27 protein-coding genes are annotated in these 23,937 nt (G+C 61.7%); 18 read left to right on the forward strand and 9 right to left on the reverse strand.

Going from position 1 to position 23,937, the window contains the following annotated elements:
- Nucleotides 1–56: 56 nt before the first annotated feature.
- The gene (locus SMD27_RS18130) at nucleotides 57–1,430 is read right to left on the reverse strand and encodes an aldehyde dehydrogenase family protein (RefSeq protein ID WP_320509841.1); all 1,374 of its coding nucleotides are present in this window, start codon (nucleotides 1,428–1,430) and stop codon (nucleotides 57–59) included.
- A gap of 483 nt (nucleotides 1,431–1,913) precedes the next feature.
- On the opposite strand from SMD27_RS18130, the gene SMD27_RS18135 reads away from it, so the two are divergent.
- From SMD27_RS18135 to SMD27_RS18155, 5 genes are all read left to right on the forward strand, one after another.
- On the forward strand, nucleotides 1,914–2,195 hold the full coding sequence (locus SMD27_RS18135; protein ID WP_320509842.1) for a hypothetical protein: 282 nt from the start codon (nucleotides 1,914–1,916) through the stop codon (nucleotides 2,193–2,195).
- Between the two features lie 26 nt (nucleotides 2,196–2,221).
- A complete protein-coding gene (locus SMD27_RS18140) occupies nucleotides 2,222–3,088 on the forward strand; it encodes a nitrilase-related carbon-nitrogen hydrolase (RefSeq protein ID WP_320509843.1) in 867 nt (288 codons plus the stop codon).
- A 180-nt stretch (nucleotides 3,089–3,268) separates the two neighbouring features.
- Nucleotides 3,269–3,970 carry a sensor histidine kinase gene (locus SMD27_RS18145; protein WP_320509844.1) on the forward strand — a complete coding sequence of 234 codons (702 nt, stop codon included), beginning with the start codon at nucleotides 3,269–3,271 and terminating at the stop codon, nucleotides 3,968–3,970.
- A 95-nt stretch (nucleotides 3,971–4,065) separates the two neighbouring features.
- Nucleotides 4,066–4,779: a Crp/Fnr family transcriptional regulator gene (locus tag SMD27_RS18150; RefSeq protein WP_320509845.1), complete on the forward strand. Its 714-nt coding sequence runs from the start codon at nucleotides 4,066–4,068 to the stop codon at nucleotides 4,777–4,779.
- A 61-nt stretch (nucleotides 4,780–4,840) separates the two neighbouring features.
- Nucleotides 4,841–5,098 carry a DUF6894 family protein gene (locus SMD27_RS18155; protein WP_320509846.1) on the forward strand — a complete coding sequence of 86 codons (258 nt, stop codon included), beginning with the start codon at nucleotides 4,841–4,843 and terminating at the stop codon, nucleotides 5,096–5,098.
- A 25-nt stretch (nucleotides 5,099–5,123) separates the two neighbouring features.
- Here the strand turns inward: SMD27_RS18155 and SMD27_RS18160 are convergent, their stop codons facing one another.
- From SMD27_RS18160 to queE, 5 genes are all read right to left on the reverse strand, one after another.
- Nucleotides 5,124–5,807, reverse strand: a complete 684-nt coding sequence (locus SMD27_RS18160; RefSeq protein ID WP_320509847.1) for an endonuclease/exonuclease/phosphatase family protein — start codon at nucleotides 5,805–5,807, stop codon at nucleotides 5,124–5,126.
- A 91-nt stretch (nucleotides 5,808–5,898) separates the two neighbouring features.
- Nucleotides 5,899–7,596 (reverse strand): phospholipase D-like domain-containing protein, encoded by a 1,698-nt coding sequence (locus tag SMD27_RS18165; protein ID WP_320509848.1) that lies wholly within the window; start codon nucleotides 7,594–7,596, stop codon nucleotides 5,899–5,901.
- A 117-nt stretch (nucleotides 7,597–7,713) separates the two neighbouring features.
- Complete coding sequence (gene queC / locus SMD27_RS18170) at nucleotides 7,714–8,427, reverse strand: 7-cyano-7-deazaguanine synthase QueC (RefSeq protein ID WP_320509849.1); 714 nt, start codon at nucleotides 8,425–8,427, stop codon at nucleotides 7,714–7,716.
- Nucleotides 8,424–8,828 (reverse strand): 6-pyruvoyl trahydropterin synthase family protein, encoded by a 405-nt coding sequence (locus tag SMD27_RS18175; protein WP_320509850.1) that lies wholly within the window; start codon nucleotides 8,826–8,828, stop codon nucleotides 8,424–8,426. Before SMD27_RS18175 ends, queC begins: the two co-directional genes overlap by 4 nt.
- Nucleotides 8,828–9,460 carry a 7-carboxy-7-deazaguanine synthase gene (queE, locus tag SMD27_RS18180; RefSeq protein WP_320509851.1) on the reverse strand — a complete coding sequence of 211 codons (633 nt, stop codon included), beginning with the start codon at nucleotides 9,458–9,460 and terminating at the stop codon, nucleotides 8,828–8,830. Before queE ends, SMD27_RS18175 begins: the two co-directional genes overlap by 1 nt.
- Before the next feature lie 473 nt (nucleotides 9,461–9,933).
- On the opposite strand from queE, the gene SMD27_RS18185 reads away from it, so the two are divergent.
- Together SMD27_RS18185 and SMD27_RS18190 are read left to right on the forward strand one after the other, a co-directional pair.
- Nucleotides 9,934–10,248: a hypothetical protein gene (locus tag SMD27_RS18185; protein ID WP_320509852.1), complete on the forward strand. Its 315-nt coding sequence runs from the start codon at nucleotides 9,934–9,936 to the stop codon at nucleotides 10,246–10,248.
- Nucleotides 10,249–10,295: 47 nt separating this feature from the next.
- Nucleotides 10,296–11,093, forward strand: coding sequence for a universal stress protein (locus tag SMD27_RS18190; protein WP_320509853.1), 798 nt, complete (start codon nucleotides 10,296–10,298; stop codon nucleotides 11,091–11,093).
- Nucleotides 11,094–11,097: 4 nt separating this feature from the next.
- Here SMD27_RS18190 and SMD27_RS18195 read toward each other — a convergent pair whose 3' ends face one another.
- Nucleotides 11,098–11,463, reverse strand: a complete 366-nt coding sequence (locus tag SMD27_RS18195; protein ID WP_320509854.1) for a hypothetical protein — start codon at nucleotides 11,461–11,463, stop codon at nucleotides 11,098–11,100.
- 208 nt (nucleotides 11,464–11,671) lie between these two features.
- Between SMD27_RS18195 and trhA the strand changes: the two genes are divergently transcribed.
- Complete coding sequence (trhA, locus tag SMD27_RS18200; RefSeq protein ID WP_320509855.1) at nucleotides 11,672–12,352, forward strand: PAQR family membrane homeostasis protein TrhA; 681 nt, start codon at nucleotides 11,672–11,674, stop codon at nucleotides 12,350–12,352.
- 86 nt (nucleotides 12,353–12,438) lie between these two features.
- Here trhA and SMD27_RS18205 read toward each other — a convergent pair whose 3' ends face one another.
- Nucleotides 12,439–14,112 carry an alkaline phosphatase D family protein gene (locus tag SMD27_RS18205; protein WP_320509856.1) on the reverse strand — a complete coding sequence of 558 codons (1,674 nt, stop codon included), beginning with the start codon at nucleotides 14,110–14,112 and terminating at the stop codon, nucleotides 12,439–12,441.
- 776 nt (nucleotides 14,113–14,888) lie between these two features.
- Between SMD27_RS18205 and SMD27_RS18210 the strand changes: the two genes are divergently transcribed.
- The 9 genes from SMD27_RS18210 to SMD27_RS18250 all read left to right on the forward strand — a co-directional run bounded on the left by SMD27_RS18210 (nucleotide 14,889) and on the right by SMD27_RS18250 (nucleotide 21,028).
- Nucleotides 14,889–15,431: a phasin family protein gene (locus SMD27_RS18210; protein WP_320509857.1), complete on the forward strand. Its 543-nt coding sequence runs from the start codon at nucleotides 14,889–14,891 to the stop codon at nucleotides 15,429–15,431.
- Nucleotides 15,432–15,580: 149 nt separating this feature from the next.
- Entirely contained in the window at nucleotides 15,581–15,913 is a 333-nt protein-coding gene (locus SMD27_RS18215) for a hypothetical protein (protein WP_320509858.1), read from the forward strand.
- Between the two features lie 432 nt (nucleotides 15,914–16,345).
- Complete coding sequence (locus SMD27_RS18220; RefSeq protein WP_320509859.1) at nucleotides 16,346–16,693, forward strand: YciI family protein; 348 nt, start codon at nucleotides 16,346–16,348, stop codon at nucleotides 16,691–16,693.
- A 23-nt stretch (nucleotides 16,694–16,716) separates the two neighbouring features.
- Nucleotides 16,717–17,097 (forward strand): YciI family protein, encoded by a 381-nt coding sequence (locus SMD27_RS18225; protein ID WP_320509860.1) that lies wholly within the window; start codon nucleotides 16,717–16,719, stop codon nucleotides 17,095–17,097.
- A 29-nt stretch (nucleotides 17,098–17,126) separates the two neighbouring features.
- Nucleotides 17,127–17,486, forward strand: a complete 360-nt coding sequence (locus tag SMD27_RS18230; RefSeq protein ID WP_320509861.1) for a YciI family protein — start codon at nucleotides 17,127–17,129, stop codon at nucleotides 17,484–17,486.
- 371 nt (nucleotides 17,487–17,857) lie between these two features.
- Nucleotides 17,858–18,286 (forward strand): sigma factor, encoded by a 429-nt coding sequence (locus SMD27_RS18235; protein WP_320509862.1) that lies wholly within the window; start codon nucleotides 17,858–17,860, stop codon nucleotides 18,284–18,286.
- 57 nt (nucleotides 18,287–18,343) lie between these two features.
- Nucleotides 18,344–19,144 carry an RNA polymerase sigma factor gene (locus tag SMD27_RS18240; RefSeq protein WP_320509863.1) on the forward strand — a complete coding sequence of 267 codons (801 nt, stop codon included), beginning with the start codon at nucleotides 18,344–18,346 and terminating at the stop codon, nucleotides 19,142–19,144.
- Nucleotides 19,145–19,937: 793 nt separating this feature from the next.
- A complete protein-coding gene (locus SMD27_RS18245) occupies nucleotides 19,938–20,570 on the forward strand; it encodes a TetR/AcrR family transcriptional regulator (RefSeq protein WP_320509864.1) in 633 nt (210 codons plus the stop codon).
- Complete coding sequence (locus tag SMD27_RS18250) at nucleotides 20,567–21,028, forward strand: PaaI family thioesterase (RefSeq protein WP_320509865.1); 462 nt, start codon at nucleotides 20,567–20,569, stop codon at nucleotides 21,026–21,028. Before SMD27_RS18245 ends, SMD27_RS18250 begins: the two co-directional genes overlap by 4 nt.
- 7 nt (nucleotides 21,029–21,035) lie before the next feature.
- On the opposite strand, the gene SMD27_RS18255 is transcribed toward SMD27_RS18250, so the two are convergent.
- Nucleotides 21,036–21,896, reverse strand: a complete 861-nt coding sequence (locus tag SMD27_RS18255) for a LysR family transcriptional regulator (RefSeq protein ID WP_320509866.1) — start codon at nucleotides 21,894–21,896, stop codon at nucleotides 21,036–21,038.
- Between the two features lie 117 nt (nucleotides 21,897–22,013).
- On the opposite strand from SMD27_RS18255, the gene SMD27_RS18260 reads away from it, so the two are divergent.
- A complete protein-coding gene (locus SMD27_RS18260; RefSeq protein WP_320509867.1) occupies nucleotides 22,014–23,915 on the forward strand; it encodes an assimilatory sulfite reductase (NADPH) flavoprotein subunit in 1,902 nt (633 codons plus the stop codon).
- The last annotated feature ends 22 nt before the right edge of the window (nucleotides 23,916–23,937 follow it).

Consider the following 23,937-nt stretch of genomic DNA (forward strand, 5'->3'; position numbering starts at 1 on the left):
TTGATCCGAGGGTCCATCGGAGAGGCTGATGAACGGCACCCGCATCACGCGGCCTGTCACATCTTCAGCGTGATCATCTTTTCCTGGCTCATGTCGTGCATCGTATAGGGGATGCCGCCGATGCCGTAGCCGGATTGGCGACGGCCGGCGAAGGGCATCCAGTCGGCGCGGAAGGCGGTGTGGTCGTTGATCATCACAGCGGAGGCGTCGAGCAGGCGCGCGGCCTTCATCGCCACATCGATGTCGCGAGCGAAGATGGCGGATTGAAAGGCGGTGTCGAGGCTGTTGGCGCGGGCGATGGCGTCGTCGAGGTCGCTATAGCCATAGATGCAGGTGACCGGGCCGAAGACCTCCAGGCTGGAGACCTTGGCCTTGGCGGGCGGTTCCAGCAATACGGTCGGGGCATAGACATAATCGCTGATCCTTTGGCCGCCGGTCAGGATCTTGCTGTCGCCCGCCGCTTCCTTGACCCAGCTTTCCACGCGATCGACTTCGCGCGGCAGGATCAGCGGGCCGACGTCGGTTTCCGCGAGCGTGGGATCGCCGACGCGCAATTTGCCGACCCGCGCGGTGAAGGCATCGACGAAATCCGCCTTGATCGCCTCATGCACGAAGACGCGCTGCACCGAGACGCAGACCTGGCCGGCATGGTAATAGCCGCCTTTGGCTAAAGGCTCGATGATCGCGCCGATCTCGGCCGAGCGGTCGACGATGACCGGCGCTGCCCCGCCATGTTCCAAGGCGCAGCGCGTGCCCGGCGCCAGTTTGGAGCGCAGATACCAGCCGACCTTGGCCGAGCCGATGAAACTGAAGAAGGCGACGCTCGGATCGGTGGCGAGGCGTTCGGCGATGGCATTGTCCTCGATCACCGCGAGCTGGCACCAATCCGGCGGCAGGCCGGCTTCGTGCACCAATTCGACAAAGCGCTTGCAGCTGAGCGGCGTGGTGCCGGCGGGCTTGATGATGACGGGGCAGCCGGTGGCGATGGCCGGCACCACCTGATGCACCACCAGATTGAGCGGATGGTTGAAGGCGGAAATCGCCGCGACGACGCCGATCGGCTCCTTGGTGGTGAAGGCGAGACGGTTCGCACTGGCCGGCGTCAGACCCATCGGGATTTCGCGCCCGGCATGATGTTCCAATTCGCCGGCGGCGCTTTCCGCCCCGTTGATCGCGCGGGCAGCTTCGATCCGCGCATCGGTCAGCGGCTTGCCGCCTTCGCGGGCGATGGTCATGGCAAGCTGCTCCTGCTCGCGCTCCATCAGCCGGGCAAGGCGGCGCAGGATCTCGATCCGCTTATGGGCGGGCAGCCAGTTGGCGCGGTCGCGGAAACAGCGATGCGCCCGCTCCAGCTTGGCATCGACGGCCGCAGCGTCATCGCTCGCGATTTCGGTGATGGGCGCGCCATCGTAAGGTTGCTTGACCAGCATCGCATGTCTCCAAGGTGATGATGCCGGATACTAAGCTGCGAGACGTGACAGCGGAATTGCAAAAGGAGGAGGGGTGGTAGGTGAGGGATGGGGATATGATTTTTTCGGGTCATTCATGCGGGAGCATTCTTCGCTCATGCCCCGCCCCAACCCTCGCCCATTTGGGGGGAGGGAGCTAGGCGGCAGCTGTAATGGCATTCCGTGTCCCTTGCGCAGCTCAGACCCTTCCCCCAAGCGCGAGGGGAGGGTGGAGGCTTTGGTGGCGCGTAGATCGCTGTCGAGGGCTTTGTTGTCGGCATCCGGAATTCTCAAACCGCCACTACCTCCGCTAGGCCTGCACCGCGACCGCTACCGTTACGGCTGTAGTGAGTCGAACACAATTCCATGAGCTGGTGCGAAAACCATCGCCATCGGCTCGCGGCGACGATTAGACTCACTATGTCTGAAGCATGGCACGTAACCCAAACGAATGAGGTGACGGCGATGAGTCTGCAAAGCACCGGAAATCTGTTGATCGAGCCCGATGGTTATTATCTGCGGGCGCATGATGGCGAGCGCAATGTGCTGTTCGCCTTGCCGGAGAAGGTGGCGATCGAGGCGCTGGATTTCGATGTTCACAGCACCGAATTGCTGGAGAAGCATTTGCGCGACCGGCTGCCGGAGATCTGGGATGCCTGCCGCAACGCCTATGAGCTTGCCGTGGGCGAGCAGCAGGAGGACAATCTGCGGATCATGCTGACGGAGGAACATTTCCACTCATCTTGAGAACCAAATGAGGGGAGGGACGCGGGATGACGATGTTGCGCGGCGGCTTGATCCAGATGGGGCTCAAGACTTCCACCGACAAGGCCCCGGAGGACATCGCCAGAGCGATGCTGGACGCCCATGCACCGCTGATCGAACAGGCGGGCAAAGCAGGCGTGCGGGTACTCTGTTTCCAAGAGGTCTTCACCCAGCCTTATTTCTGTCCCAGCCAGGATGCCAAATGGTATGCCGCCGCCGAGCGGATCCCCGACGGGCCGACGGTCAGGCTGATGCAGGATTTCGCCCGGAAGTATGAGATGGTCATCGTCGTGCCGATCTATGAAGAGGCGATGACCGGCCTCTATTACAATACGGCGGCAGTGATCGATGCCGATGGCAGCTATCTCGGCAAGACCCGCAAGACCCATATCCCGCAGGTCGCCGGTTTCTGGGAGAAGTTCTTCTTCAAGCCGGGAGCCTCGGGTTATCCGGTCTTCGAGACGCGGTATTGCAAGCTTGGGGTCTATATCTGCTATGACCGGCATTTCCCCGAAGGCTGGCGGGCACTCGCTTTGAATGGCGCGGATTACATCGTCAATCCTTCCGCCACCGTCGCCGGTCTCTCCGAATATCTGTGGAAGCTGGAACAGCCGGCAGCGGCAGTCGCCAATGGCGTTTATATCGGTGCCATCAATCGCATCGGCACTGAGGCGCCCTGGAATATCGGCGAGTTCTATGGGCAGAGCTATTTCGTCAACCCGCGCGGCCAGATCGAGGCCATCGCCAGCCGCGACCAGGATGAATTGCTGGTGCATGACATGGATCTCGACATGATCCGCGAGGTTCGCAACACTTGGCAATTCTTCCGAGACCGGCGGCCTGAAACCTATGCGCCGTTGACACAGGTCGGCTAGGCAAAAGGAACGACGCTGCCCATCCGTGCGGCGCAATCGTGCCGGCGATTAACATATGTTGAGGCGAAGTCTCCCGCGATCTTCTAACTATCTTTGCTGCTGAGGCGGTTCGGTTTGTCCGCTGGGCTTGCGGCTACGGCACTGACACCGGCCACCACCTATCGCCGAAAGGAGAGATGCATGAAGTCGCGCGTCATAAACAAGGCGGACAAGGCCGATGTGGATGTAATGCTCGTCGAGACGCGCCATCGCCTGGCGAATTGCTTCCAGCTTTTGAGCAGCCTCACGCGCTTGCGCAGCCGATCGGTCGAAAGCGAGGAAGCCCGCGATCTCCTCGCCTGGTTTTCCGGCGTCATCGTTGCCATGGGCCGGCTGCAACAGGGGCTGGCGGGCGCCGAGGGGCAGGGTTTTGCTGCCTATCTACGTGAATCAGCGCGCTTCTGGAACACCATCGGAACGGATCAACGTGTTTCGGTCAGCGTGGAGGCGATGGACGGACAGTCGGTCAGACAGTCGGTCAATGATCAACAGGCGACGATGCTGACGTTGATCATCAACGAATTGGTGACCAATTGCCTGGAACACGCCTTCGTCGGCCGGGAAGCGGGCGAGATCACCATCCGGTTCCTGCCCGTGGCCGATCGCCATATGTTGCTGGAAGTCGCGGATGACGGGCTCGGCCATGATGCCGCGCTGGCCCGCCTGGATAGCGGGACTGGTGATGGGACAGATGTCTCTTCCGGCCTTTTACTGGTGCGCTATCTTGCGGCGGGCCTGCGGGGCAGGTTCGAGATCGCACCGGCGCAGCCATCTGGTATGATTGCCCGCGTGGTGTTCCCCACCGTGCAACGGATCGAGGACGACCAAGCCGCCGGCGCTTAGCAGCGCAAATCAACACGACGCGGATCGCCGCTGCGTCGAGCGCAAAGTATGCGTCGCGGTTGCAGCGGTCGCCCGCAACAGCCGGCAGGAGGATCATGGGCAACCCGCTGACGATGAAGCTGGGGCATGGCAGCAAGCTGACATCCGATGACCGGCAGCGCCTCGACGCGCTGATCGAGACGTCTTCCCGGATCGAGGCGTATCAGGATCTGATCCGCGAGCACGATCCACCCGGACATGTGCGCCTGATCCTCGAAGGCTTCGTCTGCCGCTATAAGATCCTGGAAAATGGCCGCCGCTCGATCATCGCTTATCTGGTGCCAGGCGATATCTGCGATCTTCACGTCGCGATCCTGCGGCGGATGGATCATGCAATGTGCACGTTGACCCCGTGCAAGGTCGTGTTCATTTCGCCGGAAACTATCGAGGATCTGACGACGAATTATCCACGCATCGCCCGCGCCTTGTGGTGGGCGACATTGGTGGATGCGGCAACATTGCGCGAATGGCTAGTCAATCTCGGCCAGCGTCCGTCCGACCAGCGCTTGGGGCATCTCTTCTGCGAATTGCTGATGCGCTTGCAGACGGTGGAACTGGCCGATGAGAACAGCTATCACCTGCCGCTGACCCAGGAAGCGCTCGCCGATACGCTGGGCATATCCACGGTGCATGTGAACCGGGTGCTCCAGCAATTGCGCGAGGATGGCCTGGTGGTGTTCCGCGATCATCGCTTGATCATCCCCAATGTGAAACAGCTCAAGGAATTCGCCGGTTTCGACGGCAATTATCTGCATTTGGACGGCGGATAAAGCAGGTGTGTCGGGAGGAGAGTCCCCGGGAGGCGGCACGCGACTGACTTGGAGTATGTGCATGCGATACTATTTCGACATCGATAGCGGACGGCGGGCTACCCGCGATCAGATCGGGAGCGAATTCGCGAGACCCGAGGATGTCCGCGCGGCAGCGATCAGGGTGCTGCCCGATATCGCCCGGGACGAATGGCCGGACGGCGACTGCCGTGTCATGATCGTCAAGGTGCGCGATCACAAGGGAAGCTATGTCTTCCAGGCCAGTTTGTCGCTGGTCTCAAACTGGCTGGATGCGGTCGGCGAGGACGACTTGCTGTGACGATGCCTTGCTGCCGGGTGGCGGGCTATAGCTCGATTTCCGGCGCATCCGCGCGGCGCGCCATGCGGGCGAGAATGCTTTTTCGTTTGTCGCGCCGGGAGCTGGGCTCCTCATCCGCGTTGAGCGAGAGCCGGACGGTGATGGGGACATGATCCGACGCGCCGCGACCGAGGATCGTGGTTTCCTCGCAATTGAGATCGCGCACGAAGCAGCGGTCGAGGCGCAGGGGAATGACATTGCCGCAATTATGAGTCGGCTGGCGGGGGCCGACATCGCGGAAGCCCGGCAGCAGAGGCGGGCCTACCAGATTGCAATCGCCGAGAATGGCGGCGCGCCGGGGCAGGATATCGGCAATGCGGCGAAGCTGGCGCCGGTTCAGCAATTGCCCATGCGAGAGATGCACATTGGCGACGGTGAAATCCTTCAGCAGGATGATCTGGCACACCCGGCGGATCAGCAGGCCGCGCGGCAAGGTGAGAATTTCCGGCACCTGATGCAAGGGCTCGGGGCTCCAGACCGCAAGGCCGTGGCGGCGGTCCGGCAGGGGCGCCCTGGCATAATGGCCTCCGACCAGGCCCGGCAGCAGGTCGATCTCCTCGGTGGTTTCCTGCAGCAGCAGCAGATCGGGTTGTTCATGCTGGATGAGTTTCTCGATCTCGCCCAAATTCGCCCCGGCGCGATGCAGCAGATTCCAACTGATGATCTTCATGCTGGACTACCTACCGGCTCCTCATGACCACTTTCCAGGCAATCATAGCAATGTTGTGTTCCTGGCCAGCAATATCAATGCAGGGCCCCTATCAACTGCGGCCGTCACTTGATCGTGTCCGATCATGTTGTGACCGGTTATGTCCCTGCGCCGGCCTGCTGGCAAAATGCAGCCTCCAGGCACGCAGCAGCAATGCGATGCCGATCCAGACCGCGATCACCGCCAGGGGGTAGGCGATCAGCTTCGGCGCCAGGACGGCAAGGAGCGCCAGCCCAACCAGGACCAGGCCACCGACTGCAATGACCCGCGCTTCGGTCGAGGTCAAGGCGCGATGCTGGCTGAGGCTGGCGCCGATCGAGCTGCCGGCGCCGATCGTGCCGGCGAGCAAACGCCCGGCATTGGCGCGCTGGCTGCCGCGACCGATCGGATTCGGGCGGTGTTGCGGCCAGGTGGTTGCTTGTCCGGCCGGCGCCGGCGGCAAATCGGCATCCTCTTCTTCATCGGCGACATAGCCGCCGCCGGGCCGGACCTTGCCGGCCTGCAGGACGATCTCCGTGCAATTGCGCAGATCGCGCAGATACATCGCCTCCATGGCGCGGGCGAAGACGCGGTCGTCGATGGTGATGTCCAATTCGCGGTTGGAGATCCAGCTCGCCAGATTGGAATTGCTCGATCCGACGCGCGCCCAGCAGCTATCGGCGACCGTGGTCTTCGCATGCATCATCGGGCCGTTCCATTCGAAGACCCGCACGCCGGCTTCCAGCAGCGGCCGGTATTCGGCGAGCGACAGCGCCTTGATCAAGGGGACGTCGCTGGAGCCCGGCACCAGCAGCCGCACATCGACCCCCGCCCGCGCCGCATCGGTCAGGGTGTTCACATAGCCGGTGGTGGCGACGAAATAGGCATCGGCCAGCCAGAGGCGGTGCTTCACCGTGCTGGCGACCATCTGCTGCAGGCGATAGAGGCCCATATTGTCCGGCCGCCCGGCGACGACCCAGAGATCGAGCGGGCCGATGAAGTCGGTCGATTGCGAGGGCGGGACATCGCCGATCGGCACGGTCGGCGTTGCCATGTCTTCGGCGGTATCCTCATTTGCCGCGACCGGCAGGTCCTGCGGCAGATCTTCCGGCGGCAAAGGCGGTCCCGCGGCAGCCCAGCTATCGGCGAAGGAAGCCTCGAGATGGCGCACCGCCGGGCCGCGTATCTCGACCGCCGTATCGCGCCAGGGGGCACGGCCGCGCGAGGGATCGGGCGCCCAGTTCTTGCTGATGCACAAGCCGCCGGCAAAGGCGACGGCGCCATCGACCGTCAGCAATTTGCGATGGTCGCGGCTGATCCAGGCGATGGGCGTCGATAAGCGCGGCGGGTTGTAGCAGCGCACCTCGACACCGGCCTCGCGCAGCATGCGCCAGAAGCGGCGCGGCGTGCGGATGCCGCAGCCGAGCCAGTCATACAGCACGCGGCATCTGACCCCGCGGGCTGCGGCCCGCATCAGCGCATCGGCAAACTGCTGGCCGACCGCATCATCGTCGATGATGTAATTTTCCAGATGCACGACCCGCTTGGCCTCGGCGATAGCCGCCAGCCAGACCGGATAATTGGCCGGGCCGTCGCAGAGCAGGCGGGCAGCATTGCCGCGGCTGAATTCGGCGTCGGCGATGCGGGAGAAGGCGTTGCGCAACAGTGATCGCAAAGCTGTATGCGGGCTCTCCGGTGCGTTATCCAAAAAGGCGGCGATGTCGTCATCCGACGGCTCGTCCGCCACTTTTTCTGCACGGTGATCCTGCATGCACGCGTCCTTTCCAACCTTCAGGACCGGATCGGCCATAATGCCCGGTCGCATATGTTGCTAAGGAATGCAACCCCCGTCCAGGGCCGTCGTTCGCAATCAATTTACTGTGTGGTGCTATATTCCTGCCGCGGGTACCGCCAGCCGCCACTGTTCCCAGCCTCTGGCGCGAAGCTCGCAAGCCGGGCAGGTGCCGCAGCCATAGCCCCAGCCGTGCCGCTGCGTACGGTCGCCGTGATAGCAGGTATGGCTGTGTTCGCGGATGAGATCGACGAAGGCGCCGCCGCCGATTTCGGCGCTGAGCTGCCAGGTTGCTGCCTTGTCGAGCCACATCAGCGGCGTATGTAGGACGAAGCGCTGGTCCATGCCCAGGTTGAGTGTCGCCTGCAGGGCCTTGATGGTGTCATCGCGGCAATCCGGATAGCCGGAGAAATCCGTCTCGCACATGCCGCCGACGATATGCTTGACGCCGCGCCGCCAGGCGAGGGCAGCGGCGAAGGTGAGAAAGAGCAGGTTGCGTCCCGGCACGAAGGTGTTCGGCAGCCCCTGGGCATTGGCGATGATCTCGACATCCCGGGTGAGGGCGGTGTCGCTCACTTGCGACAGCACGCCGAGATCGAGCAGGTGATCCTCGCCCAGCCTTACCGACCAGGCGGGCGATAGGGCGCGCATCTGCGCGATGACGACGTTGCGCTGCTCAAGCTCGATTGCATGGCGCTGGCGATAATCGAAACCGAGGGTCTCGACCTGATCGAAACGCTCCAGCGCCCAGGCGAGGCAGGTGGTGGAATCCTGGCCGCCGGAGAACAGCACGATGGCTTTATTATTCATGCCGCTGCTCCACTTGCAGCCCGGCCCGCCAGTTGCACGGGTCCGAAATAGGAGCAGGATTCACCGGCGCTGTCGCGATAGACGGTGACGCGGTAAAGCCCGGAGGGTGCAACGGGAACCAGGCGCTGCCAGATCCAGCGCGACAGATTTTCCAAGGTGGCCGGGCCGAGATCGGGAACCTCATCGAGGAAACGATGGTCGAGTGCATCGCGCGCATCTTCCAATGCCTGTTCGAAGAGGCCGAGATCGACCAGCATGCCGGTTGCCGGATCGGGATAGCCGCGCAAGGCGATCTCGGCCCGGTAGGAATGGCCGTGGATACGGCGGCTGGAATCGGTCTCAATGCGCCGTTGCAAGGTATGAGCCGCTTCGAAGCGGAATTGCTTGGTCAATTCGAACATCAGGGAATTCCGATGAGCTTGTGGGTTTGCAGACTGAGCTTCCATTGCGAATGGCTAAGGCAATAATCCACCACGGCGGCGGTATTGGCCTGCCGCGCCGGGCCATCCATCGGCTGCAGCCAGAAATGGGTGAAGTCCAGCCCGGTGAAACGCGCGGGATCGGCTTCTGCCTGCGGATAGACCAGTTTCAATTCATGGCCGCGTCTTTGCTTCAGCTCGGTATCGGCCTTCGGACTGACGCAGATCCAGTCGAGCCCGGCAGGTGCTTCGATCGTGCCGTTGGTCTCCACGGCGATCTCGAAGCCCTGATGGTGCAGGGCGTCGATCAGCACGGCATCGACTTGCAACAACGGCTCGCCGCCGGTCAGGACGACGAAGCGGCCGGGTTTCTCGCCGCCCCAGATGCGGGCGATCTCGGCAACCAGCGTCGCGGCATCGGCAAAGCGGCCGCCATTTTCGCCGTCGATCCCGACGAAATCGGTATCGCAGAAACGGCAAACCGCATGGGCGCGGTCCGCCTCGCGGCCCGACCACAGATTGCAACCGGCAAAACGGCAGAAGACCGCGCTGCGCCCGGCCTGGGCCCCTTCGCCTTGCAAGGTTTTGAAGATTTCTTTTACGGCGTAGGACATGTTCCGCCTGTTCCCGCTTTCGACAGCGCACCGATGCGGGCGGCATCGGCGGGGTCGCTGGCGACGATAGATGATTGAAATGTGACGCCGTGCTGTCCCACGGCGTTGGCGCCGAGCGGGTTCCCGCCAGCATCCAATGGCCGTTCACTTAGCGACGCCGGCAGGAAAAGCCAAGGACAAAATTGCCGCGATTACGCGATATCTGTGGCCCAGCGGTCGAATCACTACCTAAGATTGCGAGGAGCAACTGCCCTGAGCAATCTTTCCTAGTTACCGGACGGCCGGTCATTGTGTCGATCAGCTGCGGTAGCAGCGCCGGTCGCTCGCCCCGCATATTGTCCCGCGTATTGTAAAGCCTCACTGCCACCCCATTTAACAACTACATGGATGCACAGGATCGCGCTGATCGCTGATTCTCTCTCGATCCGGCCGAACAGGTCCTGACTGCCGTGGCCGATATGAGGAGATATCCCATGACCACGCGCACTGTCACCACCTTCGTCGTTTTCAATCATCCGTTTCGCTTGACCGGTCTTGATCAGCTTCAGCCCCCCGGTAATTATGAAATCGAAACCGATGAAGAGACGATTGACGATCTTTCCTTCATCGCGTATCGCCGGGTCAGCACCCTGATCCACTTGCACCCTCAACCCGATCGACCAGGCATTGTCCAGACATGGACGGTCGATCCCTCCGAATTGGTGGCAGCTTTAGCGGCGGATGAGCGCTCGACTGAAGAAGCTACTCCGGTGGGCGAAAAAGCCGGGTATAACGAAACCGTGCGATGACTGGAAGAATTCTGATCCCCCTTTATGAATGTCCGTTTGACAATCGGTTGCTCGATGTAGCGCAACAGATCATCAAAAGCGGCCGAGCGTGTCTGCAAGTCGCGTTTTTTCGGGTGGAGCCGGCCAACGGGCGGATTTTCGGGTCAGAAGTCGCCACCGGTGCGGGAACGGATGAGCAAGAGTTGGAAGCGGCCGGCGCAGCGATTACAGCTGAAATCCGGGTGCAATTGGAGAAATGGGCCTCAGAGCACAATTATCGCGTTACGGACGAATACGATCCGGAATTTGCCTTCCAAGTTTCCTTCACTGAGCACATCGGCGATCCGACGGCTGCGCTGACATTGATGGGCAGATTGAGCGACCTGATCATTTGCTTCAGGCCGAACCGGGCTTCCGGGGCATCTCAGCGAATTTTCGATACGGCGCTTTCCGCTACCGGACGGCTGACACTTGTCGTCCCGAAGAATCCACCGGACGAAATCCTGAAGCATGTTGTAATTGCCTGGGATGGAAGCCTGCAAATCAGTCATGTCCTGGCGCAGGCGACGAGTTTTTTGCGCACCGCTGGACGCGTTTCGATTTTTTGTTACCCAGACGCAAACGTCGACATGGGTCTGTCGCAGCTCATGCAATATCTCGCTTGTCATGGCATTACGGCGCGGCAGATCGAAAGCCGCCACTTAAAATCGATCGGCGAATCCCTGATCGAGGCAGCAAAGACGAAGCAGGCAAGCCTGCTCCTCATGGGCGCCTACGGACATACCCGTATGCATGAATTTTTTCTCGGTGGTGTGACGCGCCATCTGTTGAAGCACACGACAGTGCCACTGCTGATGGCGCATTAGTCCATTAGAAGGCATCTTCGAGTTCGGCAGGGTTCCAGAATTCGAGATGCGAGCTGTCGATATCCTCGGCGGTTAAATCGTCCGTCGGCTTCTCTTCGGAATCAGCATTCTCGTTCATCTCCCTGCCGGTGCGCTGCCGGAGCAGGCATTGAATACCTGCTTCGATGCGGTCGCGCCGCTGCGAGAGCATGCTGGAACACTCGCCATACGAAATGCTCCCAGCCTGGCACCAGCCATTGCAAATGCGTGGATCGACCGCGACGGCAACGAATAACTCATGGTTGGTCAAGCCGAAAACGAAGCGGTTTCGCTTCGGTGAATAACGAGGCGCGCCTCGCAGATGCGGAATGACATCGAGCTGTGAAACCACGGCAAAACCTCAGATAGACCGAATAGATCTCGGTGATCTTTTCGGTGGATTTGTTCCGAAAGTATCGAAGCGAGTTTCGCCATCGGGGCAGGCAGCGGAAGCAAAAACAACCATGGGCTTCTTTTTATGGCTTAGCAAGCGCCATCGGATGGAGAATGCAAGGGACTAATACAATGACGTGATGGGGTCGGACTGGTACAATCAAGTCATGCAGGCGCGAAGGCTCACGGACGGCACCGCATCGCTAAGCGCGGACCGCCGCCTCAACCAGGCATTTCTGACAGCAACATTCGGTTTCAGCGTTTCGGCGCTTGCCGCCTTGACCGCACTGGGTGTCCTGTTCGACTGGCATCGCGGCACCCTGACAGGCCTTGCCTACGGTATCTGTCTGCTCTGCTGTTCCTTTTGTTCATGGTATTACAATGTGGTGCAGCGCATGACGCCGCACCTGATGCGGCGGCGGCAGATCATGCGTTTGCTCGATCACGCCGCCATCTTCCTGCTCATTGCCGGCACCTATACGCCTTTCGTCGCCTCCGGTTTCCATGGCCCGTTCGGGATCGGCCTCTTGGAATGGGTATGGGCTTTGGCCGTGGCCGGTATCATCCTGAAGATGATTCTGCGCGAACGCTACGACCGTGCATTCATTCCCATTTATCTCGCTTTGGGCTGGCTGTTTCTCTTCGACCTCGTGTCGATCATCGATCGGAGCCCGTTCACCGCACTTGTCTTCCTGGTGCTGGGCGGCATCGCTTATACCGGCGGCGCGGCGATCTTCTGGCGCGGCGTCGGCCGCTGGACCGATGCCGTCTGGCATGGCTGTGTCCTGATCGGCGTGCTTACACATTTCGCCGGTGTCCTGACGCTGATTTTCGTTGCAGCCGCTTGAGCGTCGCATGTCGGAAGGACGGCCGGGGGCGGCCTTAGCCGGACCGCAAGTCTATCCTTGCAGCCGATGGCCGGTTTGCCCATCCGTTATACACTCATCGTACCGAGGCGGCCGTTTTCGATAACGAAGCTACGCAGGGTGCTGAGGCTGGCTTTGGGATCGGTCACGTCAGATATGGTACGGAAATGCGCCGTCAGGCTGTCGCGGGTGATCTCGATCGCCATATAGCCGCGCTTACGGCTGTCGAAGAATTTGACTTGGGGATTCGCGGGCAGCCAGGCTGTGAGGGCTCGATAATCAGGCCCCGGCGAGGTAATCGAGGTGCCGACGAATTCGCTGGCGACCAGCGGTGAGGCGGGATTGCCGGCGTCGAGATGCAGGTCATTGGCCCAGAAAGAGTGAATGTCGCCGCTGAGCACGACCGGGTTGCGCAAGGCGGTGGCGTGAAGCTGCTGCATGAACCGCGCGCGGCTGCCGGGATAGCCATCCCAGCGATCGGTCGAAAAAGCAAAACCGTGTTCCGGTGCCGGCTGCGGCTGGCGGAACTGCGCCATCAGCACATCCTGGCCGAAGAGGTTCCAGCGCGTGGTGCCCTGGCGCGCGGCGGCAGCGATGCCGTCATGCAGCCACCGTTCCTGCGTCGCGCCGAGGATCGAGCGGGAGAGGTCAAGGCGTTCAGGACAGGAGGCATCGGTGACGAGATGGCCGCCACCGCGATCGGGCGGGCCATAGCAGGCCTCGCGGTCGCGATATTGCCGTCCATCCAGCATGGTGATCTCGGCAAGATCGCCGAAGGAGAAGCGCTCATAGATACGCATATCCGGGCCCTGCGGCCGGGCGCGGCTGGGCCGCACCGGCATATGTTCGTAGAATGCCTGGAAGCCGGCGGCGCGGCGCTCCAGGAAACGCGCCGGCGGGTCGAAAGTCTCCGACCATTCGCCGGCATAATCGTTCTGGACTTCGTGATCGTCGAGGGTGATCAGCATCGGCAGTTCGGCATGCAGCCGCTGCAGATCCTCGTCCAGGCGATATTGCGCATAGCGATCGCGATAGCCGTGCAGGTCCGCAGCGACGGCGCCGTGGCTGTGCGGACGCAGTGCCTTGCCGGGGGCAAGCACCTTTTCATAAATGTAATCGCCGAGGAAGAGCACGAGATCCGGCTGCTCGTCGGTCAGGTGGCGATAGGCGCTGAAATAGCCGCGCTCGTAATTCGAACAGGAGGCGACCGCGATCTTGAGCCGATCGAGCGGCGTGCCCGGCAGCGGTGCAGTCACGGCACGGCCCGCGCGGCTGACTGCATCGCCGCTGGCGAAGCGATACCAATAGGGCCGGTTCGCCGCGAGGCCGGCAAGTTCCAGATGCACCGAATGGGCATAGGCGGCTTCGGCGATGGCTTTGCCGCTGCGATGAATATCGCGGAAATCCGGATCGGCGGCGATCTCATAGGCGATCTCGATATCGCCGGCATGAGGATCCATGCCGCCGGGTTTTTGCGGATCGGTTCCGATCGGCTCCGGCGCCAGGCGCGTCCAGAGGACGAAGCCATCGACGGAAGGCTCACCGGCGGCCACGCCGAGGCTGAAAGGATTGCCATTGCGCCAATGCGTCTGTCGGGCGGTTGCGGCCGTGCCGGTCGCGCGTGCCACATAAGGTGCGGCGAGAAAACCGCTGGCCAGGCTTGCCCCTGCCAGCCGCAAGGCCGCACGGCGTGTGAGCAGCGGGCCGGCATGAGGCCCGGAAAGACAGCGCGGCATCGTCATTCCTTTGCACCGGACGGGAGCCAGCGATCATGATGCCAGGAGTCAGGCAATATGTACGACTCATGACTCGCTTCATGACCGCGCAGAGCATAGTCCTGCTACATGACAAAGAGCCTACAGCGCGGCGACGTTTGTGGGGCGGTTCGATGGAGCATCGGTGACAGAGGCCCTGCGATGCGATGAACGGCAGGTGGCTAATGTGGCGGCGGATGATCGCTGAAAAATTGAGAATGGCGTCTTCAGTTACCGATGTCAGTCCGGCGACAAGAACGATAGCGATACTCACATCATCTTCATGGCGCTACCGGCATAGACATGCCTTCGCGCGCATATCTTGAATGCATCGGCAATTGCCACGCGATGCAGTGCAGTCATTTGTTTGATGATTCTGCTGGTATTCCATAATTGAGTCGAGAACAGGCATCGAAATCGTCGCTTTCATTGAAATATCACGCGCATTCGCCGCTAAAAGAGTCGCATCGACGAAGGGCTTCGGCTAGCATGCCCCTCACGCGATGCTTCCGTCACGGGAGGAAGATCGGCGAATGATGAAAAACAGAATCGACCAATTGGTCAGAACTGTTTTGATGTTTCTTTGAGACAGATCAAGGCAACCGCCGCATAGACGGTGGAGCAGATCATTACTCATCGAATAAGCCGGAAACATTTTCACGGCAAGAAACCAGCTGGCGGTGCCAAGACTGGGGCATATAGCTTTTTGCCGATCCGGCTACCCGACGCAGCATAATGACATCGCTTCATAGTGGAGGAGTGGCATGACAATGAAAGCAGACGACAGCAAGAGCATCTTTTCCGCCAGCACATTCGCATGGCCCAATACGCTGGGCGTGGGCTGGTATCGCCCGGGCAGCGCCGCAACCGATCTTCTCGATGCGCAGATGATGCGTCTGCAGCATTTCACCCAGACGATGCAGGAGGCTTACACCGATACCTATAGTCGGCAGATGGATGTCTTCAACGAGGCCGCGGGCCGCATGCAGAAGACGGTGCAGGAAATGATGCACTGTCAGGGCCCGGCAGATCTCCTGACGACCGAGACACAGATGGCGGCAGTGATGCTGGATGCTGCGTCGCAGCGGACACAGAATTGGATGGAGCTTGGGCGCAAGCTGCAGGAATGCTGTGCCGATCTGGCGCAGAGCTCGATCGAGGATCTGCGCAAGCGAAGCGAGGATCTCGCCGACGAGGCCAGTGAGGCGGACGATGAGACCACGCACCGTTCGCATCATGCGCACCATACGCACCATGCGCATAAGACCATCAAGGCGGTGAAGAACACGGCCAAGCACGCCGCCTGAAATCAGGCGGGCTGATGAACAAGAATGACGTGATCAAAAATGAAGCGATCGATCTGCCAGCCGGAACTTCCATCCGGCTGGCGGGTTTCGGATACCCACCGCACTGGGACAAAAGATCGGATCATCTTTGGGTTTATGGAGAGGCTCGCATGAACACCGTCGTGCAGAAAATGGCGGAACGCATCGCAGAACGCCGTGACTTTCCCATGCTGGATGAGACAGGCCGGCAGATATGGCGTGGCCGCAGCAAAGCTGTGTCCAGCCGCGAGCAGTCCAGTCCCGCACCGTCTAGCGCCGAGCCGTCCAGTACCGGGCGGCAGGCTGAGCCGGCACCGCAACACCATGTCGCGCAGCTTACCGTTTCAGCTTTGCGCCAATGGCTCGAAGATGGCCAGGGCGATCAGGCGATTGCCCGTCACTTCGACATCGATATTGGTCGGGTCCAGGCCCTGAGGCGCTATTACGGCTTTTCGCGCCACTAAGACCATTCCTTTTTTGACTTCCCGACGGCAGGCTTCACCGCCTGCCGTTTTTCTTGGCCTCGCCACATTGGCTCTCACCAGAGCGAGGCGCGGCGACGCGGTGGCGGCCTGAATGTCGTGGCAGGCGGTGCCCCCTTGCACCCCGATTTCGGCCAGGATTTTGGCCCGGCCTTCATCCCGAAAAAGACCACACCGCCGCCTATGCCGGCCGCGGCGAGAATATAAGCCAGGGTGGCGATGCCGGCGGGACACATGGAAACCTCCATTGCTGTTGCTTAAGCTAGTCGCCCGGGGCAGGCGATTTCGACAATCGGGGCCCAAAAATCGGAAAACGCATGAGGTGAGGGGAAAAGCATCCGAGGCGCGGTTGTTTTGTCGAATTTGTGTCAGCCGAACGACCAGGGATATCTGCGGCAGATCATGGGGAGGAACATGCGGTATCTCTGTCAGCTCTATGTCGAGGAAAAGCGAATGGCAGCCCTGTCGAAAATCGAGCTCGACGCCTTGCTGCGGGCTTCAGCCGAGTACAATCACCTGCTGCAACGCAGCGGATATCTGGCCCTCGCTTTGGCCCTGGAGCCGGTGCGAACCGCGACGACCATCCGTGTGCAGTCCGGCAGGACCCGGGCGATGGACGGACCCTTTGCCGAGACCAGGGAGCAATTGGCCGGCATCATCCTGATCGACGCCACGGATCTGGATGCGGCGCTGCGCGTGGCCGCGAAAATCCCGATGGCGGAACTGGGCAGTATCGAGATACGCCCGGTCAGCCGGTCATAACAGGAGCGATGAGGGAGCATGACATGCGGTATCTGGTGATGATTCATTTGGACGAGGAACAACTGGCGGCCATGCCGAAGGAAGAGATGGATGCGTTGATCGCCGCCCATCTGGCCTATGACGAGACGCTGCAGCGGAGCGGCCATTTCGTGATCGCCCAGGCGTTGCAGAATGCCGATGCCGCCACCATCGTGCGGGTGCGCGGCGGCAAGGTGGCGACAACCGACGGTCCCTTCATCGAGACCAAGGAACAGCTCTCCGGCTTCTACCTGATCGATGCCAAGGATCTCAACGACGCCATCCAGGTCGCCGCCAAGATCCCCTCGGCGCCGATCGGCAGCATCGAGATCCGGCCGATCTGGGATCTGTCGGAGCCCAAGGGCGTGTTGCCGGTGGGTGCGTGATGCGCGTCCGTGTGATGTGAGGTGAATGCATGCGCTATCTCTGCCTGATCCATTGGGATGAGGAACAAGCCTTCGCCCGTCCCAAGGAGGAACTGGCCGGATTCTTCGCCGCCCATCGCGACTTCAACGAGAAGCTGACCGAGAAGGGGCAATATGTCGTCAGCCTGCCCCTGCAGAAAGCTGCCAGCGCGGCGATCGTCCGGCTGCGCAATGGCAGGATCGACGTGACCGACGGGCCCTTTATCGAAACCGAGGAACAGATCGCCGGCTTCTACCTGATCGAGGCCGCGACCCTGGACGAGGCGATCGAGATCGCCTCGCATATTCCGGTGGCAGCGCACGGCACGATCGAGATCCGGCCCTGCCGGGACTGTGCGCCGGCGGGGTAGGGTATGGGCTCGGCGGCCATCGCATATGTCAATGCAACGCTCACTTATGACAGCGTCCGGCTTCACCCATGGACCCTGGGGTCAAGCCCGAGGGTGACGAGCCGGTTGGTTGCCGGCATTGTGCGAGGGGGTGACGTCGATGGCTCCCATCATCGCAGTCCGGCAGCGGCATACCTGCTTGTCACCCTCGGGCTTGACCCGAGGGTCCATCGTGCAACTGACCATTGGCGGCGGTGTTGTGCCGGGTCTTTGCGCTCTTTCCCATTCTGCGCGCCCTCGACCATGGACCCTCGGGTCAAGCCCGAGGGTGACAACCTGGTTTGTTGTCGGCATTGTGCGAGGGCGAATGATGATGCTTGAAGAGCGGGGCGATGGTCGAAAGCAGGGAAGCGGCACGGATGGTGGAGGCGGTCTATCGCACCGATTCACGGCGTGTGCTGGCGACCCTGATCCGGCTGCTCGGCGGCGATTTCGATCTGGCAGAAGAAGCACTGCACGAGGCCTTCGCTGCCGCGGCGCAACGTTGGCCGGAGGACGGCATCCCAGCCAATCCGCGCGCCTGGCTGGTTTCCACCGGACGTTTCAAGGCGATCGATAATCTGCGGCGGCGCGCGCGCTTCAATGCCTCGCTGGTGCAGATCGCGGCGGAACTCGATGCCGAGAGCGAGATCGATCCCGGTACGAGCGAGCAAGACCAAGCCGAAGAAGCAGGCATGGAAGATGACCGGCTACGGCTGATCTTCACCTGCTGCCATCCGGCGCTGGCGCCTGACGCCCAGGTGGCGATGACCTTGCGCTAGGTCTGCGGCCTCACCACCGAGGAGATCGGCCATGCCTTCCTGACGGCGCCGACGACATTGGCGCAGCGCATCGTGCGCGCCAAGTCGAAGATCCGCGATGCCCGCATTCCCTATCAGGTGCCGCCAGTCGCGGAATTGCCGGAGCGTTTGGATAGTGTGCTGCGGGTGGTCTATCTGGTCTTCAACGAAGGCTATTACGCCTCGTCCGGCGCGAGCGTGACGCGGCACGATCTCTGCGGCGAGGCCATTCGTCTCGGTCGTCTGCTCACCGCCTTGCTGCCAGAACCTGAGGCGATCGGCCTGCTGGCGCTGATGCTGCTGCAGGATTCCCGCCGCGCCGCCCGCAGCGCCCCGGATGGCGAGTTGATCCTGCTGGAAGATCAGGACCGCAGCTTGTGGAACCGGGATTTCATCGAGGAAGGCTCGGCGCTGGTGGAACAGGCGCTGACCTCGCGGCGCTTCGGGCCTTATACCTTGCAGGCCGCGATCGCCGCCGTTCATGCCGAAGCAGCGGAACCGGGCGCCACCGATTGGCGGCAGATCGTCGGCCTTTACGACGTGTTGCTGCGCGTGACGCCCTCGCCGGTGATCGAGCTCAACCGTGCCGTCGCCGTGGCGATGCGCGATGCTCCGGCTGCGGGTCTTGATTTGATCGAAGCGATTCTGGCGCGCGGCGATCTTGCCGATTATCGTCTCGCTTATGCCGCCTGCGCGGATCTTCATCGCCGCCTCGGCCAGGTGCCGCAAGCGCGCGCCGCCTATCAGCGTGCCCTCGATCTCACGCGCCAGGAACCGGAGCGGCGGTTTCTGGAAAAGCGGTTGAAGGAGTTGGGTGGGACCGTTGCGACCGAACAATAGCAGGGCCGCTGTGGTCGAAACGGCCCTGTCATCCAAGACCAAGCTTGGCTTCAACCATGGACCCTCGGATCAAGTCCGAGGGTGACAAGCCAGTTTGTGACTGATTCCAGTGCGATGACTGGCAGCAATGCATCAAATCAGCCGCACTCGCACCCTGCCGGCCATTCCCCGCTCGTCCATGACGGAAGTGAGGCGCGATGTCAGACGGACCGACATCTGCTGTGCGATGCAGGCAACTTTCATCAGCCGCAACCATGGACCCTCGGATCAAGTCCGAGGGTGACAAGCCAGTTTGTGACTGATGCTGTGCAATGACTGTCACCAATGAGGTGATGAAAGCTCGCTTGTAGTCAGCCGCGCTCGCACCCTGCCGGCCATTCCCCGCTCGTCCATGACGGAAGTGAGGCGCGATGTCAGACGGACCGACATCTGCTGTGCGATGCAGGCAACTTTCAACAGCTGCAACCATGGACCCTCGGATCGGGTCCGAGGGTGACAAGCCGGTTTGTGACTGATGCCGTGCGATGACTGTCACCAATGAGGTGATGAAAGCTCGCTTGTAGTCAGCCGCGCTCGCACCCTGCCGGCCGTTCCCGCTCGTCCATGGCGGAAGTGGGCGCGATGTCAGACGGACCGACACCTGCCGTGCGATGCAGGCAATTTTCATCAGCTGCAACCATAGATCCTCGGATCAAGCCCGAGGGGACAAGCCAGCTTGTAATTCATGCCGTGCGAAAAATATATGATGGACATCATTTATCAGCCAGGCCAGATTGGAGGAAAGGAGACTGAGGTGAAAGTCAGCAGGGAACAGGCGGCGGCCAATCGCGAACGGATCGTCGAGACGGCGGCCAGGCTGTTTCGCGAAAAGGGTTTTGACGGGATCGGCGTGGCCGATCTGATGAAAAGCGCCGGCATGACCCATGGCGGCTTCTACGGCCATTTCGCCTCGAAGGATAGTCTGGCGGCCGAGGCCTGTGCCCGGGCGATGGAGACCTCGTTGCTGGAATGGGAGAAGCGGGTCGCAGCCGCGAGTGAAAAGGCCGCCAGCGAAAAGCCTGGAGCGGAAAAGACTGCCGCCGCGGCGCTGGAAGCGCTGGTCATGTCCTATCTCTCGACCGCCCATCGCGACAATCCGGGTAAAGGCTGTGTGCTGCCGGCTTTGGCGAGCGAGGCCGGACGCCAGGGCGGGGCGGTGCGCCGCGCAGTGACCATCGGCACCAAAAGCATGATCGACCGGCTTGCCAGCCTGCTGCCCGGCCGCTCGGCTGCGGCCACGCGCGGAAAGGCGATGGTGGCCATCGCCGGCATGGTCGGCGCCATCGTGCTGGCGCGCGCCGTCGAGGATGAGGAACTGTCGGCCGATATCCTGCGCAGCATGGCGCGGTCGATCACGGTACCGCACAATAAAAGGGAAGCGCGATGAATGTGCTGCAGGAACATAACGGCAGGCTGAGCGGGCTGGAGCAATTGCAGGCGCTGATCGCCACGAAACGCCAGCCGCCGATCTGCGCGACGCTGCAATTCGAACTGGTTGAGGTGGAGAAGGGGCGTGCGGTTTTCGCCGGTACGCCGGGCCCCCATGCTTTCAATCCGATCGGTTCGGTGCATGGCGGCTATGCCGCGACGCTGTTGGATTCCGCCTGCGGTTGTGCGGCGCATTCCTGTCTTTCGGCCGAACAGGGCTATACCACGGTCGAATTGAAAATCGCCTATCACAAGGCGATTACCGGCGAGACCGGCCTGGTCAGGGCCGAAGGCAAGATCATGAGCATCGGCCGGCGCGTCGCTTTCACCGAAGCGCGCCTGATCGATGCCGAAGGAAGGCTTTACGCCTCCGCCACCTCGACATTGCTGATCTTCGAACAGCCGACGCGGGACTGAGCGAGACTCATTCCTTGGCGGCGCAGGCCCGCAGGCCTTCGCGGATCCGGTCGATGAGATCGCCTTCGCCGCGTGTCGAATAAACGAGATAAACCGAATGCGAGAAGACCGGCGCCTGCGGCACGCGATGCAGCCGGCCATTGGCGAGATGTTGCTGGACAGCGCTCAACCGGAAATAGCCGGTGCCGCCGACCGTCAGCAGATAGGTGAGGGCGAGGGGGCCAAGCGTGACGACAACCGCCGGATTGCTGAGTTCGGGAAAGGCGACCTGATGATTGGCGGCAAAGGCGGCACCCCAATCGACATAGATATAGTCATCCAGCCGCGGCCTCGCCGGCGGTTGTCCGGAGGGCGGCGGTTCCGTGCTGACCATGACCAATTGTTCCTCGATCAGCAATTCGATCACCAGTTCCGGCCGCTGTTCCGGGCTGTAGAGCAAAGCAAGATCGAGGGCGCCGTCTTGCACGCGGTCGAGCAATCTTTGCGGCGTATCGACTTCGGCGCGCAAGGCGATGTCGGGGCTTTCCCGGTGCATCCAGATCAGCCAGTCGGAGAGCAGCGGACTCCATAGGCTGAGCTCGGCGCCCACGCTCACCACCGCCGCGCGTCCGGGCGGCAGGGCCACTTGCTGGCGCGCCCGCTCCCACATCTGAATGAAGGCTGTCGCATATCGCCGGAATTGCTGGCCCGAGGGGGTGAGGCGAGCGCCGGCCTTGTTGCGGATGAAGAGCCGGCGGCCGAGCTGTTCTTCCAGGCTGCGGATGCGGGCGCTGACGGCGGTCTGCGTCAAATTCAGCCGCTCGGCGGCGGTGACGAAGCTGCCGGTTGAAACGACTTCCAGGAATGTCCGGGCGAGATTGATATCCATTCGTTCATATCAAAATAATTGCTAACAAAGCGCAATATCATTCGCTTGTCTGCTCCGATCTGGGGAGAGAAACTACAGCGATGCGGACATACCACACTGAAGATGTGGAGATTTCTCATGAATTCCGTAGTTCGACCGCCGTTGAAAACATCCGGCGGGCAGGGCGACCAGTACCAGCAAGGCGCGATGCCCAGCTACGCTTTGACGGCGACGCAATGGTCGCGGCTGCGGGACCTGGCATCGAGCTTGTCGCCGGCGCAAGCGCTTTGGGTGAGCGGCTATCTCGCCGGTATCGCCAATGCGGCGGATGGGCTCGCCATGCCGGTCAGCCTTGCGGAGAAACCGGCAGACGAGTTTGCGGAAGCGGGCAGGGCCGGACCGCGCAAACTGACAATTCTCTATGGCACGGAATCGGGCAATTGCCAGGCCCTGGCGCAGAGCCTGGCCGAGCAGACGCGCGAGGTCGGCCTTGCGCCGACCGTCACCGATATGGCCGATTACAAGCCGCGTTTGCTGAAGACCGAGCAGGACCTGCTGATCATCACCAGCACCTATGGCGAAGGCGACCCACCGCAGCGTGCCGCGGGCTTCTTCGAATTTATCGAGGGGCGTAAGGCGCCGTCCTTGCCGGATCTGCGTTTCGCGGTCCTGGCGCTGGGCGATTCCGCTTACGAATTCTTCTGCGAGGCCGGCAAGAAGCTGGACCGGCGGTTCGAGGAACTGGGCGCGGAACGCCTGCTCGACCGGGCCGATTGCGATATCGATTTCGAGGAACCGGCAACGGCATGGCGGAAGGCGGTCGTCGCCAAGCTCGGCGAGCAAGCGGGTGGGGCGGCGAAAGCCTCGATCTCACCGCTGCAGCACGGCGTCGCGACCGCGCCGGCATCGGCCGCTGCTCGAAGCTATGACAAGCAGCATCCGTTCCAGGCTGCCGTCATTGAGAATATCGTTCTGTCGGGGCGGGGGGCGAGCAAGGAGATCCGGCATCTCGAAGTCTCACTCTCCGGTTCGGATCTCAGCTACGAGCCGGGCGATGCCTTGGGTGTGCTGGCGAACAACGATCCGGCACTCGTCGATGAGGTGATGGCGAAATTGGCGCTGGATGGCGCAACGCCGGTCAGCCTCAAGGCAGGCGAGACCACTTTGGCGCAAGCCCTGACGCGGCACGTCGAAATCACCACCGCGACGCCGCGCTTTCTCGATCACTGGGCGAAGCTCAGCGCCGCCGCAGAACTGGCACGGCTGCAGGCGGTCGACCAGACCGAGGAGCGCAATGCCTTCCTGCGGGGGCATCAGATCATCGACATCATCCGGCGTTTTCCGGTTCCCGGTCTCGATGCGGGGGAATTCGTCAGCGGGCTGCGTCCCTTGCAGCCGCGGCTTTATTCGATTGCTTCCAGCCTGGCGGCCGCACCGGAAGAGGCGCATTTGACGGTGTCGGTGGTGCGCTATGATCTGAATGGCGACCGGCGCAGCGGCGTTGCCTCCGGCCATCTCGCGGACCGGGCGGAACCGGAAGCGGTCCTGCCCGTCTATGTGCATGCCAATCCGCATTTCCGGCTGCCGCAAGACGACCGGCCGATCATCATGATCGGCGCCGGGACAGGCGTCGCGCCCTACCGGGCCTTCCTCCAGGAACGCGAGGTGCTCGGCAATGGCGGGCCGAGCTGGCTGGTCTTCGGCGACCGGAATTTCCGCAGCGATTTCCTCTACCAGGCGGAATGGCAGCGCCTGATGAAAGACGGCGTGTTGACGCGGATGGATGTCGCCTTTTCCCGCGATCGCGGGGTCAAGAAATATGTCCAGCATCGGCTGCTGGAAAAGGCGGCGGATATCTTCGCCTGGCTGGAAGAGGGGGCGAATATCTATGTCTGCGGCGATGCTGCGAACATGGCGCCGGATGTTCATCAGACGCTGGCCACCATTATCGAGACACAGGGGAATCTGTCGCCCGGAGCAGCCGCGGATTACTTGCGTGGCCTGCAGCGCGATGAACGTTACCAGCGTGATGTCTATTGAGCGCGATGTCTCTTGAGGTAAG

The organism is Dongia soli, from assembly GCF_034044715.1.
GTDB classification, from domain to species: domain Bacteria; phylum Pseudomonadota; class Alphaproteobacteria; order Dongiales; family Dongiaceae; genus Dongia_B; species Dongia_B soli.